Origin of the sequence: Dactylosporangium sp. NBC_01737, from assembly GCF_035963215.1 — a bacterium.
In the GTDB taxonomy this organism is placed as follows: domain Bacteria; phylum Actinomycetota; class Actinomycetes; order Mycobacteriales; family Micromonosporaceae; genus Dactylosporangium.
Window position 1 is genome coordinate 7,241,785 of record NZ_CP109153.1, and the last position, 14,021, is coordinate 7,255,805.

Below are 14,021 nucleotides of genomic sequence, written 5' to 3' on the forward strand. Positions count from 1 at the left end.
GGCGCGCCAGGTCTGTCGTCCAGTTCGCCTGCCCTGCGCGCGAGACGCGAAGGCAGGTCCGACCGATCCGTCCGGATTGAGGTTCGAAGGTCCGAGTCCGTGGAAGCCCTCCAGTGTCCACACGTTGAGCGGTTGAACCGGGCTGAGGATCACGCTGTTGGGATTCCGGTGGATGGGGGTCTGGTCGGGCCCGCCCGCGTCTTCGAGTCCTTCTACCGGGCCCGCCCGGTCGACTACGGCGGCACCGGGCTCGGGCTGGCGATCTGCCGGCGGATCGTGGAGCGCCACGGCGGCTCGATCGCCGTCGAGGACAACCCCGGCGGCGGCACCAGGTTCCGCGTGACGCTGCCGGCGGCGGCCGACGCGGTCGAACCCGATCCGATCGCGGCGCTGCGCACCTACGGCATCTCGGGCGACGCGGGCTGCGAACGCCTCATGCGCCCCAGCGACGCCGTCACGCCGGCGCCGTCGGCAGGGCGGTGAAGTAGTCCCGCATCGACGGGTAGTAGTCGTCGAAGACCGGCATCGCGGTGTCGTCGCGGGAGGCGAGCAGCGCGTCGAGGTAGAACTCCCAGCCGGGGCCGAACTCGCCGACGCCGTCCGTGCCGGGCAGGTGGTGCACCAGCCGCAGCTGCGTGCCACCGTCCACGGTGGACAACAGCAGCTCCAGGTGCGCCACGTCGCTGTGCAGCGCCAGGCGCCTCGGCGGCTCGCACGCCTCGATGCGCGCCTCGGACCAGGGCGCGCCCTCCTCCTGCACCATCTGGAACTGGATCGTGCCGCCGGGGCGGCCGTCGCCCTTCCACGGGCCGAACCAGCGAGCGGTCCGGTCGGACTCGGTCACGCTCGCCCACACGTCCTCGATGGGCGCGCGGAACGTCCGGGTGACCACGAGGTCGCCGCCCGTGGGGGTGGGCGTCCAGGAGCCGGTCGGTCGAAGGCTCATGCGATGTTCTCCTCGGCAGTAGGACCGGCGGTACGCCGGTCGCGGCGGGTGCGGTAGACCTCGGTCTCCAGGGCGTCCATGCGCTGCTGCCAGATCGACGGCGCGGCGAACTGCGCCAGCCAGCCGGTCAGCTCGCCGAGCCGGGTGGCGTCCAGCTCGTAGTGGCGGTGGCGGCCCTGCAGGGTGTCGCGGACCAGGCCGCACTCGCGCAGCACGCGCAGGTGGCGGCTCACGGCGGGCCGGCTGATCCGGAACCGCTCGCCGATCACGGCGGCGATGTGCCCCGCCGGGCACGGCCCGTCGCGCAGCAGCACGAGGATCTCCCGGCGGGCCGGGTCGGCGATCGCCTCCGCCACGTCGTCCACGACCGGAAGCGTAACGCACAGGTTACACGTTCGCGAGCGTAACGCCGCCTGAAGTCTTGCTTAGGTGGCTTGACATCGAAGCATCCGAATCAGAGGATCTGTCAGGTAAGTTACCTATCTATTCAGGAGGAGGCGCCTCGTGAAGATTCCCGGCAGGCTGGTCGGCATCGGTGCCGCAGTCGTGCTCGTCGGCGGGGTGACGGTCGCCGTCACCACCTACGGTGCGGAGGCGGCCGCGGAGACCCTGCTCTCGCAGGGCAAACCGGCCACCTCGTCGTCGAACGAGCTGTCCTCGCTCGGCCCGGGCAACGCCGTGGACGGTAACACCGGCACCCGCTGGGCCAGCGCGGAGGGCGTCGACCCGCAGTGGATCCGGGTGGATCTCGGCGCCACGAAGACCGTCACGCACGTCAACCTCAACTGGGAGGCGGCGTACGGCAAGTCGTACCAGGTCCAGACCTCGCCCGACGGCAGCGCCTGGACCACCGTCTTCAGCACCACCACCGGCAACGGCGCCACCGACGACCTCACGGGGCTCAACGGCACCGGCCGGTACGTCCGCGTCCTCGGCACCGCCCGCGGCACGACCTACGGCTACTCGCTGTGGGAGCTCAAGGTGTACGGCACCGACGGCACGACGCCGTCGCCGAGCGTGTCGGCGTCCGCGTCGAAGAGCCCGTCCGCGAGCCCGTCGCCGTCGAAGTCGCCGAGCAGCAGCCCCAGCACCAGTCCGAGCGCCGGGAAGGACCTCACCGACCCGCGCAAGAAGGACATCGCCATGCAGCTGGTGTCCAGCGCGGAGAACTCGTCGCTGGACTGGAAGGCGCAGTACAAGTACATCGAGGACATCGGCGACGGCCGCGGGTACACCGCCGGGATCATCGGCTTCTGCTCCGGCACCGGCGACATGCTCGAACTCGTCGAGCTCTACGCCCAGCGGGTCCCGGGCAACGTGCTGGCGAAGTACCTGCCGGCGCTGCGCAACGTCGACGGCACCGACTCCCACGCCGGGCTCGACCCGAACTTCACCAGGGACTGGAAGACCGCGGCCGCCGACCCGGCGTTCCAGACCGCGCAGAACGACGAGCGGGACCGGGTCTACTTCAACCCGTCCGTGCAGCAGGCGAAGGCCGACGGGCTGCGGGCGCTCGGCCAGTTCGCCTACTACGACGCGATCGTCATGCACGGCCCCGGCAACAGCGCCGTCAGCTTCGGCGGCATCCGTCGGGCCGCGATGGCGAAGGCCAGGACCCCCGCACAGGGCGGCGACGAGTTCACCTACCTCAACGCCTTCCTCGACGCGCGGGTCGCGGCGATGAAGACCGAGGAGGCGCACAGCGACACCAGCCGCGTCGACACGGCGCAGCGGGTGTTCCTCAACAACCGCAACTTCGACCTCAACCCGCCGCTGAGCTGGAAGGTGTACGGGGACCCGTTCACCATCCCGGCATAGTTCTCGCTGTCACCAGCCGCCCCACCGCAAGCGGGGGGTCCGCGGGGGGTTCCCACCCCGCGGACCCCCCATGCGCCGCAAGCGGCGCACTCAGCCCGCTGTCACCAGCCGCCCTACCGCAAGCGGCGGGTCCCGCGCGGGGGGTTCCCACCCCGCGGACCCCCCATGCGCCGCAAGCGGCGCACTCAGCCCGCTGTCACCAGCCGCCCCACCACAGGCGGCGCAGTCAGTCCGACCGGGCGCTGCCGAGGATCGTGGAGATCGCATCGGCGGCGCCCGGCCGCGCGAACAGGTAGCCCTGCCCGAACTCGCAGCCCAGGCCCTGCAGCGTCGACCACTGCTCCTGGGTCTCGATGCCCTCCGCGACGGTCTGCAGCTGCAGCGCCCGGCCGAGCTGGACGACGGCCTCGGCGAGCGTCGCGTCGCCGTGCTCGGTGTCGATGCCGTCCACGAACGACCGGTCGATCTTCAGGATGTCGACCGGGAACCGCTTCAGGTACGACAGCGACGAGTAGCCCGTGCCGAAGTCGTCGATGGCGAGGCGTACCCCGAGCTGCTTGAGCCGGCCGAGGGTCTCGATCGTCGAGTCGGTGTCCTGCATCAGCAGCGACTCGGTGATCTCCAGCACCACCTGGTGCGGGTTGATGCCGCTCTCCGCGAGGATCTGCCCGACGTCCTCGACCAGGCCCTCGTGCTGGAACTGCCGCGCCGACAGGTTCACGTTCATGCGGATCTTCTCGGTGTCGGGGAAGTCCGCGCACCACTGCGCCAGCTGCTCGCACGCCTGCCGCAGCACCCACCGGCCCAGCGGCACGATCAGCCCGGTCGACTCGGCCAGGGGGATGAACGCGTTGGGCCCGACGATCCCGCGCACCGGGTGCTCCCAGCGCACCAGGGCCTCGACGCCGATCAGGCGGCTGGTCGGCAGGTCCACGATCGGCTGGTAGTGGACCACGAACTCGTCCTGGGCCAGGGCCCGCTCCAGCTCGGCGCGGTCGTCGGCCTCGCGCAGGATGTCGGCGTACATCGCCGGGTCGAACAGCGCGTACCGGTCGCGGCCGGCCGCCTTCGCCGCGTACATCGCGAGGTCGGCGTTGCGCAGCAGCTCGCCCGGGTCCGGCCCGTCCTCGCCGTCGCCGGCCTTCGCGGTCGCCACGCCGATGCTGGCCGAGCAGACCACCTCGCGGTTGCCGAGGCGCAGCGGCCGGCGGATCGCGGCCAGGAGCCGGTCGCCGAGGTCCATCGCCTCGATCTCGGTCACGTCCTCGACGAGGATCGCGAACTCGTCGCCGCCGAGGCGGGCCAGGGTGTCCGCGGCGCGCAGCTGCTGGTGCAGCCGCAGCGCGGTGGTCGCGATGAGCTGGTCGCCGGCGGTGTGGCCCAGGCTGTCGTTGACGAGCTTGAAGTCGTCGAGGTCCACCAGCAGCAGCGTGATCCGCCCGCCGCCGCGGCGGTTGCGGGCGATCGCGTGCTCGAGACGGTCCCGGAACAGGGCCCGGTTCGGCATCCCCGTCAGCGAGTCCGCGAACGCCTGGCGGGTCAGCTCCTCCTCGAGCTCCTTGCGTTCGGTGATGTCCCTGATGCTGATGACCACGGCCTGCAGGGACGGGTCGTCGAGGCGGTTCGTGCCGATCACGTCGGTGTAGATCCAGGCGCCGTCGGCGCGGCGGACCCGCGACTCGACCCGGGCGGAGGTGCCGGAGGCGCCGTTGATGACGCTCAACCACCACTCCACCGCCGTGGGCAGGAAGTCCGGGTGGGTGATGTCGGTGAGCAGGTCGCTGGTCACGAACGCCTGTTCGTACCCGAGGACGGTACGCATCGACGGGCTGCAGTACGTGACCCCGCCGCCGGGCTGCACGGCGATGACCGCGTCGGACGAGTTCTCCAGCAGCGCCTCGATGCGCCGCTCCGCGCTGAGCCGGGCGGTGTCCAGGCGCCGGCGGTTGCTGGCGGTCCGGGCGCAGAACCACATGACGCCGGCCATCAGCGCCAGCGTCAGCGCCGCCAGGGTGCCGGTGACCGGCCGGTCCCGGGTGACGACCAGCGACACGTAGCCGGCCAGGGACGCCGCGCCGATGCCGATGACGGCCCGCTCGGAGGCGAGCGCCGCCGTCGAGGCCAGGATCAGCGTCACGCCGGCGGGGTAGATGGCGAGCGCGGCGACGTCGTAGGCGGTGAACGCCAGCAGCACCGCCAGGTTCGCCACCCACCAGACGGCGAGCACCCGCTGCAGCCACGGCTTGAACACCAGCCGGGGCCACGGCAGCAGCGCCATCGCGGCCTGGGCCACGGCGGCGCCCGCCATGAGGGCGACGAGCAGCGGCCCGCCCTGCCAGTCCAGGTGCACCCTGACCGCGCCGATGAGGATCACCGCGACGGCGATCCACGTGCCCAGCCTGATCTGGCGGGCACGATAATCGCCCTCGTGCTCTTCCAGCGCGTTCACCGACATGGTCCGTTGATCGGTGCGGCCCGTGGCTTCCTGAGCCGATCCGCCTCCGCCCGGGGTGCGGAACGGGAGCAGACCGGGATTCCGCCCTTCGCCGCCGTCTGACATTTGTCATCTGCGGGGCGTGAACGGTACACCGGAAGCGATGCGCGGCGGCACTACGGCGAGACCGCGGGGCCACGAAGACTGTCCATATGAGACATGCACTCGTGCTGCTGGCGGCGGTGGCGACCGCGCTGGCGCTGCCCGGGACCGCCGTCGCCGCGGAGGTGCCGGCGCTGCGCTCCGCCGGCACCGTGCGGCTGACGCTGCCGGAGCCGACCGGGCCGCACCGCATCGGCACCGTCGCGCTGCACCTGATCGACCGGTCCCGCACCGACCCGTGGGTGCCCGAGGAGGTCGTCCGGGAGCTGATGGTCCAGGTCTGGTACCCGGCCCGTGACGTGCGGCGGTTCCCGCGCGCGCCGTGGGTGTCCCCGGCGTTCGCGGCGCTCATCAACCCGCCCGGTTCCGGGGTCGAGCTGCCCCTCACGCACGCCCACACCGGCGCGCCCGCCGCGCCCGGAAACCGGCCCGTCGTGCTCTACTCGCCCGGTTTCGGCGTCGAGCGGACCGCCGGCACCGCCCTCGTGGAGGAACTCGCCAGCCACGGGTACATCGTCGTCACCATCGACCACACCCACGACTCGCCGCTCGTGGAGTTCCCCGGCGGGCGGGTCGCGACCAGCGCCGTGCCGCCGCCGACCGGCGAGCCGGGGGAGGAGGAGCGGCTCATCGGCAAGGCGCTCGCCGTGCGGGTCGCCGACACCCGGTTCGTCCTGGACTGGCTGGCCCGCCCGCACCGCACGCTGCCGGACGGCCTGTGGCAGTCGATGGACCAGCGCCGCATCGGCATGGTCGGGCACTCCCTCGGCGGCGCCACCGCGGCCGAGACCATGTTCGTGGACCGGCGCGTCAAGGCCGGCGCGAACCTCGACGGCAGCATGGCCGGCCGGGTCCTGACCGGCGGCCTGGACCGCCCGTTCCTGCTCGTCGGGTCCGACGCGCACGGTGAGACCGACGAGACGTGGATCGCGTTCTGGGCCGTCCTGCGTGGGCCCCGCCACCAGCTGGAGCTGCGCGACTCCGGACACATGTCCTTCACCGACTACCAGGTGCTGCTGCCGCAGGCCGGCATCCCGCCGGCGGACCTGGTCGACGCCCTGGGCACGATCGAGGGCGGCCGGTCGGTGCGGGTGCAGCGCGCCTACCTGCTCGCGTTCGCCGACCGGTATCTGGGCCGACGCCGCGGCACCCTGCTCAACGGTCCCTCCGCGGCGTACCCCGAGATGCGGTTCCTGCCGTGACGCCGGCGATCCAGGTGCACGGCCTGCGCCGCCGCTACGGCACGTTCGAGGCGGTCCGCGACGTCTCCTTCGACGTCGAGCGGGGCGAGCTGTTCGCGCTGCTCGGCACGAACGGCGCCGGCAAGACCTCCACGCTCGAGCTCGTCGAGGGCCTGGACCGGCCGACCGCCGGCACCGTGCGGGTCCTCGGCCACGACCCGGTCCGCGACCGCGCCGTCGTGCGGCCCCGCACCGGCGTGATGCTCCAGGAGGGCGGCTTCCCGCCGGACCTGACCCCGGCGGAGGCACTGCGGATGTGGGCCGGGACGCTGCCCGCCCACGCCACCCGGCCCGTCGCCGAGGCCCTCGACCTCGTCGACCTCACCCACCGGGCCGCGGTGCGCATCCGGCAGCTGTCCGGCGGCGAACGGCGCCGCCTCGACCTCGCCGCCGCCGTCATCGGCCGGCCCGACCTGCTCATCCTCGACGAACCGACCACCGGCCTGGACCCGCAGAGCCGCAACGACACGTGGCTGCTGCTGCGCCGGCTGCTCGGCGACGGCGTCACCATCCTGCTCAGCACCCACTACCTGCAGGAGGCGCAGGAGCTCGCGGACCGGGTCGCGATCCTGCACGGCGGCTCGGTCGTCGCGACCGGCTCCGTCGCCGAGGTCGTCGCCGGGTTCCCGGCCAGGATCGCGTTCGACCTGCCGGCCGGCCTGAGCCTCGACGCGCTGCCGGACGTCGTCGGCGCGTACAGCGAGGACGGCGGGAGGGTCACCGTGCACACCACGGGGTTGCAGGCGGCGCTCACCACGCTGCTGAACTGGGCCGCCGCGCAGGGCATCGCGCTCGACGGCCTGGACGCCAGGTCCGCCTCCCTGGACGAGGCGTTCCTGTCGATCGCCGGGGGTGCCTCGTGAGGCGCCTCGCCGCCGTCGGGCGGGCCGAGCTGCTGCTGCTCGCCCGCAACCGCACCGCCGCGTTCAACGCGGTCCTGCTGCCGCTGCTGATGATCGGGCTGCTCGCGGCCGGCCTGGCCGACCTCGACGACCCGGACGCCACCGCCCGGCTGGTCACCGGGATGCTCGGGTTCACGCTGCTCGGCGTGCTCTACTACACCCTCGTCAGCACGTACGTCGCCCGCCGCGAGGACCTGGTGCTCAAACGGCTGCGGGTCGGCGTCCTCACCGACACCGAGATCCTCATCGGCACCGCGGGCCCCGCCGCCGTCGTCGCGCTCGGGCAGATGGTGCTGTTCGTCGTCGCGGGCTCCCTGTTCGCCGGCTTGCCGGTACCCGCGAACGCCGCCGTCATGCTCGTCGGCGTCCTCGGCGGCACGGTCGTGTTCGTGCTGCTCGCCGCGGCCAGCGCCGCGTTCACCCGCACCGTGGAACTGGCCCAGGTCACCACGCTGCCCGTGCTGTTCCTGTGCTTCGTCGGCGCCGACTTCGCGATCCCGGCGGACGCCCTGCCGCCCGCAGCCGGCGGGACGCTACGGTTGCTGCCGCTGGGGCCGACGATGGACCTGGTGCGGCTCGGCTGGCTCGGCAGCCCCGGGCAGGGCGCGCTGAACCTGCTCGGCGAGGCGGCCGCGCCGGCGGGGTTGCTCACGGCGTGGATCCTGCTCGGCTGGCTCGCCGTGCGACGCTGGTTCCGCTGGGAGCCGCGCCGGTGACGCGGTCGCCGTTCTTGGGGGGTTGTGCGCGGTGATGGACTGGTGGCGGCGGCGCGGGCAGGCGGTGCGCCTGGAGTGGTACGTGCGGGGCTCCCTCTACGGTCAGCTCGCCCTGTCGCCGCTGCTCATCGGCGGTCTCGTCCAGCTCGAAGTGACGCGGGCCGCCCTGGTGGCCGTGGTCGCGGGGTTCGTCGTGCACACGGTCGTGTGCCTGCGGCTCGCCCACGACGGCATCAACGCCTACCTCGGGCTGCGCGAGCCGCCCACGGCCCTCGTCATCGCCGGCGGTGTCCTGACCGCCGCCGGCGTCGGCACCGGGTTCCTCGCCTTCCCGCACCCGACGCCCGGGCAGCCCGATGGCCCGGCCACCGCCATCCTGCTCATGCTGGCCGTCACCTACGTGGCGGCGCTGTCCGTCGCGGTCCGCCCCCGCTACGCGCTCGCCGTCTCGGCCGTGTTCGGCGTGTCCGGCGGCCTCACGTCCGGCGCCGGCGCCACCATCGCCCTCGGGCTGCTGCTGGTGAGCATCGTCCTGGGGTACCGGACGTCGCTGTGGATCCTTGGCATGGTCCGCGAGCTGGACCGCGCCCGGCACGTCCAGGCCGGGCTCGCCGTCGCCGAGGAGCGCCTGCGCTTCGCCCGGGACCTGCACGACGTCGTCGGCCGTACCCTGTCCGTGGTCGCGTTGAAGGCCGAGCTCGCCGCGCAGCTGGCCCGCCGCGGCCGGGAGGAGGCGGTCGAGGAGATGCTGGAGGTCCGCCGCATCGCCCAGGACTCCCTCACCGAGCTGCGCGCCGTCGTCGGCGGCTACCGCGCCGCCGACCTCGACGTCGAGCTCGCCGGCGCCCGCGCCCTGCTCGCCTCCGCCGGCATCCAGTGCCGCGTCATCGGCGACGGCGGCGCCCCGCCACCCCAGCTGCAGAGCACCCTAGGCTGGGTCGTCCGCGAAGGCATCACCAACCTCCTGCGCCACAGCGAGGCCCGCAGCTGCGTCGTCACCCTGCGCTCGGGCCCGGACGCCGTGACGCTCACCATGGCCAACAACGGGGTCCCCGCCGCCGCCGCGCCGGCCGTCGTGTTCGGCGGCGGCCTCATCGGGTTGACCGAACGCATCACCGCGCTGGGCGGGTCGGTGAGCGCCGCGCGTACCCTACCCGACGGCTTCCAGCTGTCCGTCGAGCTGCCCCTGCCGGTCGTCTCGCCGGCGGTGGCGGCGTGATCCGTATCCTCCTCGCCGACGACGAGCACCTCATCCGCGGCGCCATCGCCGCCCTGCTCGGCCTCGAGGACGACCTGGAGGTCGTGGCCCAGGCCGCCACGGGCGCCGAGGCCCTCAGCCTCGCCCGCGCCCTGCACCCCGACGTCGCCATCCTCGACCTGCAACTGCCCGACCTCGACGGCGTCACCGTCGCCACCACCCTGCACACCGAGCTGCCCACCTGCCGCACCATGATCGTCACCAGCCACGGACTGCCCGGCCACCTGAAGCGCGCCCTCACCGGCGGCGTCCGCGGCTTCCTCGCCAAGACCGTCTCCGCCGAGGTACTCGCGACCGTCGTGCGCACCGTCCACGCCGGCGGCCGCTACGTCGACCCGCAACTGGCCGCCGAGGCGATCAGCGCCGGCGCCAGCCCGCTCACCGCCCGCGAGGCCGACGTGCTCAACCTCGCCGCCCACGGCGCCCCCGTCGAGGAGATCGCCCGCCGCGCCGCCCTCTCAGCGGGCACCGTGCGCAACTACCTCTCCTCGGCCGTCGGCAAGACCGGCGCCGCCAACCGCCACGAGGCTGCCCGCATCGCCCGCACCCGAGGCTGGATCTGACCCGGCTGTCTTGTGCGGGTGCTGTCCGTCAGGTGTATTCGTGGCATTGAACATGTTCCTGGGCCGGGTGCGGCCCGGCGGGGACGCGCTTGCGCCTTCCCTCACTCAGCGTAGCGGCGCATGGCGTACGTGACCGCGGCCGCGGCACTCACCGTCGCGGTGGTGATCGCCATCGCTGCAGTGGCGCGGAAACGGGACCGCGGGCCGCAGACGACGTCGCGAACGGGCAGCCGGGGCGCGCGATCTGCGCGTTGCCGCGCGGAAATCGACCGCCTGGTCAGCGATTTCATCGCCGCCGGCCGAGGGGAGCGCCCGCGTCGTTTTCGCACGCCGATCAAGGCGTCATTCCCACCGCCCGCACACCGGGAGTGGCGTCATCTGCACCTCGGATCCTCCGCCGGCTGGCTCTGCCGCGACTCGACCTTCGTCCTTGCTGTCGGCCGGGACGGGGACTGGGCGTTCGTGGGCACCTACTTCTACCGAAGCGGGGGGAAGCAACACCCCGAAAGCTGGCCCGTCTCCAGGGAACGTGGCTTCCAGAGCATCAACGAGTACGAAATCACGAACGCTGCCTCCGGCTACGTGGAACCGGAGCAGGTGGTCGAGTGTTTCCGCACCGCGCTTCGCAAGCTCTCAGCGGGCTGAGCCGCCGGGCACGGCGGCCGGGAGACCCGGTCCGGGGCCGGACGGTTGCTGGGCGGCGGTGGCGTGGATCGACGACCGGTCGACGGTGACGGCGCGGGACCGGCCGGTGGCGACGTCGGTGACCGACACGGCGAGGATGCCGTTGGCGTCGATGTCGAAGAGGACGTCGAGGCGCGGCGAGCCGGGCGGGAGATCGGTGAGGTCGACGACGGCGAGCAGGTGATTGTCCGCGGCCGTCGGGTGTTCGCCCTCCACGACCCGGAACCGGACCGACGGCTGGTCCGCGACGGTCGTCGTGAACAGGTGGCGGTGCAGGGTCGGAATGGTGGTGTTGCGCTCGATGAGGCGCAGCACGGTGCCGTCGGCGGTCTCGACGCCCAGGGACATCGGCACCACGTCGAGCAGGAGCAGGTCCTGGACGGCGCCGGTGAGCAGGCCCGCCTGGACCGCCGCGCCGGTCACGGCGGTCGCCGGGCCGAGCCGGCGGTGTGGGACGGCGGCGCCGGTCGCCGCCCGGAGCAGGGGTTCGACGGCCGGCATCCGGGTCCCGCCACCGGTGAGCAGCACCTGGTCGAGGGCGCCCGCCTCGACGCCGGCGTCGGCCAGGACCCGGATGATCGGGCGGTGGCAGCGATCCAGCAGCGGCCGGGTCATCGTCTCGAACTCGGCCCGGGTCACGGTCTCCTGCAGGTGGACCGGTCCGTCGGCGGTGGTGGCGAGGTATGGCAGCCACACCTCCGCGCTCGTCGCCGACGACAGCTCGACCTTGGCCGCCTCGGCCGCCACCGCGAGCCGCTGCAGCGCGGCCGGGTCGTCCGTGAGGTCGGCACCGTAGCGGTGCTGGAAGCGGCGGCGCAGGTCGTCGGCCAGCCGCGCGTCCCAGTCGTCGCCGCCCACGCGAAGGTCGCCGGCGACCGCCTTGACCTCGACGACGCCGTCGCTGACCTCGACCAGGCTCACGTCGAGGGAGCCGCCGCCGAGGTCGAACACCAGCGCGAGCGCGTCGTCGGGCGCGCTCCGCGCGTACGCGAGGGCCACGGCGGTCGGTGCGGTGATGACGCGGAGCACCGGGAGCGAGACCCGTTCGGCCGCCGCCGCCAGGGCCGCGCGCCGGGTGCGGTCGAAGCTCGCCGGCACGGTGATGACCGCCGCCCGGACCGGCCGGCCGAGGTGGGACTCGGCGTCGGCGCGCAGCCGGGCCAGGATCTGCCCGGCGAGGTCCTCGGCGGTGCGGCGGACGTCGCCGCGCTGGACGGCCCAGCCGGTGCCGAGCCTGCGGTGCACGGAGCGGATGGTGTACAGGGGGTTCGCGGTCGCCTGCCGCTGCGCCGCGGCGCCGACGAGGGTCGCACCGTCGGCGGTGACGGCCACGACGCACGGGGTGAGCAGCGCGCCCTCGGCGTTCGGGATGAGCGTGACGTCGCCGGGCCCGTCGAGCACCGCGACGCTGCAGCCGGTGGTGCCGAAGTCGATGCCGATCACCGGCCCGGTGCCGGGATCGGACACCCGGGCCGCCGCGGCGGGCACGGCGTCGGGCACGGCGGTGCCGGCGTCGGGCACGGCGGTGCCGGCGGCGGGCACGGCGGCGGGCACGGCGGTGCCGGCGGCGGGTGGCGGGGCGAGCCGGACGGTGGGCTCCGGCGGCGGCGCCGTGAACGCGGCGGTCGGCGGGGCCGTGGTCGCGATGTGCAACGCGCCTTCGGCCACGACGAGCTCCGGGTGGTCCAGCGTGAACGGCGCGACCCGCAAAGCCCTGTGCAGCAGCGTCGCCGCGAGGGGTACCCGCGAAGAACCACCGACGAGGAACACCCCGGCGACCTCGTCGGCGGGGACACCGGTGCTGCGCAGCATGGCCACCGTGAGGCTCGTGGCGCGGTCCAGCATCGGCCGGGCGAGCCGCTCGAACTCCTCCCGGCCGACCCGCACCTCGGCGTCGACGAGGGGCACGTGCAGGTCGGCGGCGGGGCGCCGGGACAGCTGCTCCTTCACTCCTCTCGCACCGAGGAACAGCTGGTGACGGGCCCGCCGGTCGGCCGGCGTCACCGGGTTGTCGAGCCGCGCCCACGCCGCGTCGCCGCTGCTTTGCGCGCCGTTGCCGGTGCTCGCCCCGCGGGCGTGCGCGATGACCGCCGCGTCCAGGTACAGGCCGCCGGCGTCGAGCAGGCCGTCGCCCGCGAGGACGGTGAAGCTGTCGCCCACCCGGCGGACCACGCTGGCGTCGAAGGTGCCGGCGCCCAGGTCGTACACGACGAGGCAGTGCCCGTCGGGCAGCCGCTCACCCAGGACGGTGACGAAGTACGCCGCGGCGGCGACCGGCTCGGCCACCAGCCGCACCCCGGCCAGCCCGGCCCGCTCGGCGGCCGCGACCAGGATGCCGCAGCGCACGTTGCCCCAGGCGCTCGGGTGGGTCAGCACCACCGCCCCGGGCGGCCCGCCCGCGACCCGCGCCGCCTCGTCGGCGACGGTCCGCAGCACCGCGGCGATCAGGTCCACGACCGGCACCGAACGCTCCGCCAGCCACACCATGCCATGATCGACGCACTGCTTCGGGTTCGGCTCCCACCCGGCCGGCGCGGACACCGCCGCATGCTCACCGTCGACGCCGGTCAGCAGCCCACCGTCGGCCGCGGCGAACACCCCGGAGCTCAGCAGCGGCGACACCCCGAACAGCAACGGCCGCACCCGCCCGTCCGCCCCGGCGAGCATCGCCACCGTGTTGGACGTGCCGAAGTCGATCCCGAGCTGATAGCCGGCCGACCGCACCCCCGCACTCTAGACACCCACAACGCCGCCACACCCCCGACGCGCTGACCACACGCTGCAAGAGCGCCACCACCGCGACCAGACGGCAATCTTCCCCCGCCCGGCTTGATCGAAGGACGCCCGTGGCCACGGGGACGACCACCGCTGTCCTTCGATCGCGGTCGCAAGATCGTCCGCCCGCCCCGAGTCCACGACCACCGGCAAGAACACCCCGACGCGCGCTTGCGAACGCCGCACCACCGTGATCAACGCCGCGCGGTGGTCGCCCACTCGGCCGCGGGCGACTTCGAGCTGTGAGCGACATCCCGAACCGGAGCCGGGAAGCTGCATGGGGTACTCCAGCGGGCGGGCTCACCGCCCGTGCCGTCGAGGCGGAGCTGCGGCGGCGCCTGCGCTCGGCGTTGCAAGGCCGGCACGGCCGACCTGGACCTGGAGCCGACCTCGCGGTGGCCGTCGACCATGCCGGCACGGTGCAGGCGGCGCTGCCCGCGACCCGCAGCGACCTGCGGCACTGGCGAAGGCGATACGACGAGCTGTTCCCAACCCACGCCGTGCGCCGGCGGCGGCTGCCCA

The 14,021-nt window shown here is 73.6% G+C and carries 12 protein-coding genes; 8 read left to right on the forward strand and 4 right to left on the reverse strand.

The features are described from left to right. Positions 1 to 168: 168 nt before the first annotated feature. The gene (locus OHA72_RS32800; protein WP_326999901.1) at positions 169 to 483 is read left to right on the forward strand and encodes a sensor histidine kinase; all 315 of its coding nucleotides are present in this window, start codon (positions 169 to 171) and stop codon (positions 481 to 483) included. Here the strand turns inward: OHA72_RS32800 and OHA72_RS32805 are convergent. Together OHA72_RS32805 and OHA72_RS32810 are read right to left on the reverse strand one after the other, a co-directional pair. Further along, complete coding sequence (locus OHA72_RS32805) at positions 455 to 946, reverse strand: SRPBCC family protein (protein ID WP_326999902.1); 492 nt, start codon at positions 944 to 946, stop codon at positions 455 to 457. The two genes, OHA72_RS32800 and OHA72_RS32805, sit on opposite strands and share 29 nt — an antisense overlap. Continuing rightward, a complete protein-coding gene (locus tag OHA72_RS32810) occupies positions 943 to 1,311 on the reverse strand; it encodes a metalloregulator ArsR/SmtB family transcription factor (protein WP_326999903.1) in 369 nt (122 codons plus the stop codon). Before OHA72_RS32810 ends, OHA72_RS32805 begins: the two co-directional genes overlap by 4 nt. Before the next feature lie 139 nt (positions 1,312 to 1,450). On the opposite strand from OHA72_RS32810, the gene OHA72_RS32815 reads away from it, so the two are divergent. Further along, entirely contained in the window at positions 1,451 to 2,764 is a 1,314-nt protein-coding gene (locus OHA72_RS32815) for a chitosanase (RefSeq protein WP_326999904.1), read from the forward strand. A 226-nt stretch (positions 2,765 to 2,990) separates the two neighbouring features. Here the strand turns inward: OHA72_RS32815 and OHA72_RS32820 are convergent, their stop codons facing one another. Further along, entirely contained in the window at positions 2,991 to 5,219 is a 2,229-nt protein-coding gene (locus OHA72_RS32820; protein WP_442788366.1) for a putative bifunctional diguanylate cyclase/phosphodiesterase, read from the reverse strand. A 191-nt stretch (positions 5,220 to 5,410) separates the two neighbouring features. On the opposite strand from OHA72_RS32820, the gene OHA72_RS32825 reads away from it, so the two are divergent. The 6 genes from OHA72_RS32825 (at position 5,411) to OHA72_RS32850 (ending at position 10,685) form a co-directional block, all read left to right on the forward strand. Beyond that, entirely contained in the window at positions 5,411 to 6,562 is a 1,152-nt protein-coding gene (locus OHA72_RS32825) for an alpha/beta hydrolase family protein (RefSeq protein ID WP_326999906.1), read from the forward strand. Next, positions 6,559 to 7,464, forward strand: a complete 906-nt coding sequence (locus OHA72_RS32830; RefSeq protein WP_326999907.1) for an ABC transporter ATP-binding protein — start codon at positions 6,559 to 6,561, stop codon at positions 7,462 to 7,464. The genes OHA72_RS32825 and OHA72_RS32830 overlap by 4 nt, the downstream gene beginning before the upstream one ends. Then, entirely contained in the window at positions 7,461 to 8,219 is a 759-nt protein-coding gene (locus OHA72_RS32835; RefSeq protein WP_326999908.1) for an ABC transporter permease, read from the forward strand. The genes OHA72_RS32830 and OHA72_RS32835 overlap by 4 nt, the downstream gene beginning before the upstream one ends. A gap of 34 nt (positions 8,220 to 8,253) precedes the next feature. Beyond that, positions 8,254 to 9,438 carry a sensor histidine kinase gene (locus OHA72_RS32840; protein WP_327011720.1) on the forward strand — a complete coding sequence of 395 codons (1,185 nt, stop codon included), beginning with the start codon at positions 8,254 to 8,256 and terminating at the stop codon, positions 9,436 to 9,438. Next, the gene (locus tag OHA72_RS32845; protein ID WP_326999909.1) at positions 9,435 to 10,040 is read left to right on the forward strand and encodes a response regulator transcription factor; all 606 of its coding nucleotides are present in this window, start codon (positions 9,435 to 9,437) and stop codon (positions 10,038 to 10,040) included. Before OHA72_RS32840 ends, OHA72_RS32845 begins: the two co-directional genes overlap by 4 nt. A 120-nt stretch (positions 10,041 to 10,160) precedes the next feature. Further along, a complete protein-coding gene (locus OHA72_RS32850) occupies positions 10,161 to 10,685 on the forward strand; it encodes a hypothetical protein (RefSeq protein WP_326999910.1) in 525 nt (174 codons plus the stop codon). Here the strand turns inward: OHA72_RS32850 and OHA72_RS32855 are convergent. After that, complete coding sequence (locus OHA72_RS32855; RefSeq protein ID WP_326999911.1) at positions 10,674 to 13,448, reverse strand: Hsp70 family protein; 2,775 nt, start codon at positions 13,446 to 13,448, stop codon at positions 10,674 to 10,676. The genes OHA72_RS32850 and OHA72_RS32855 overlap by 12 nt on opposite strands. Positions 13,449 to 14,021: the final 573 nt, after the last annotated feature.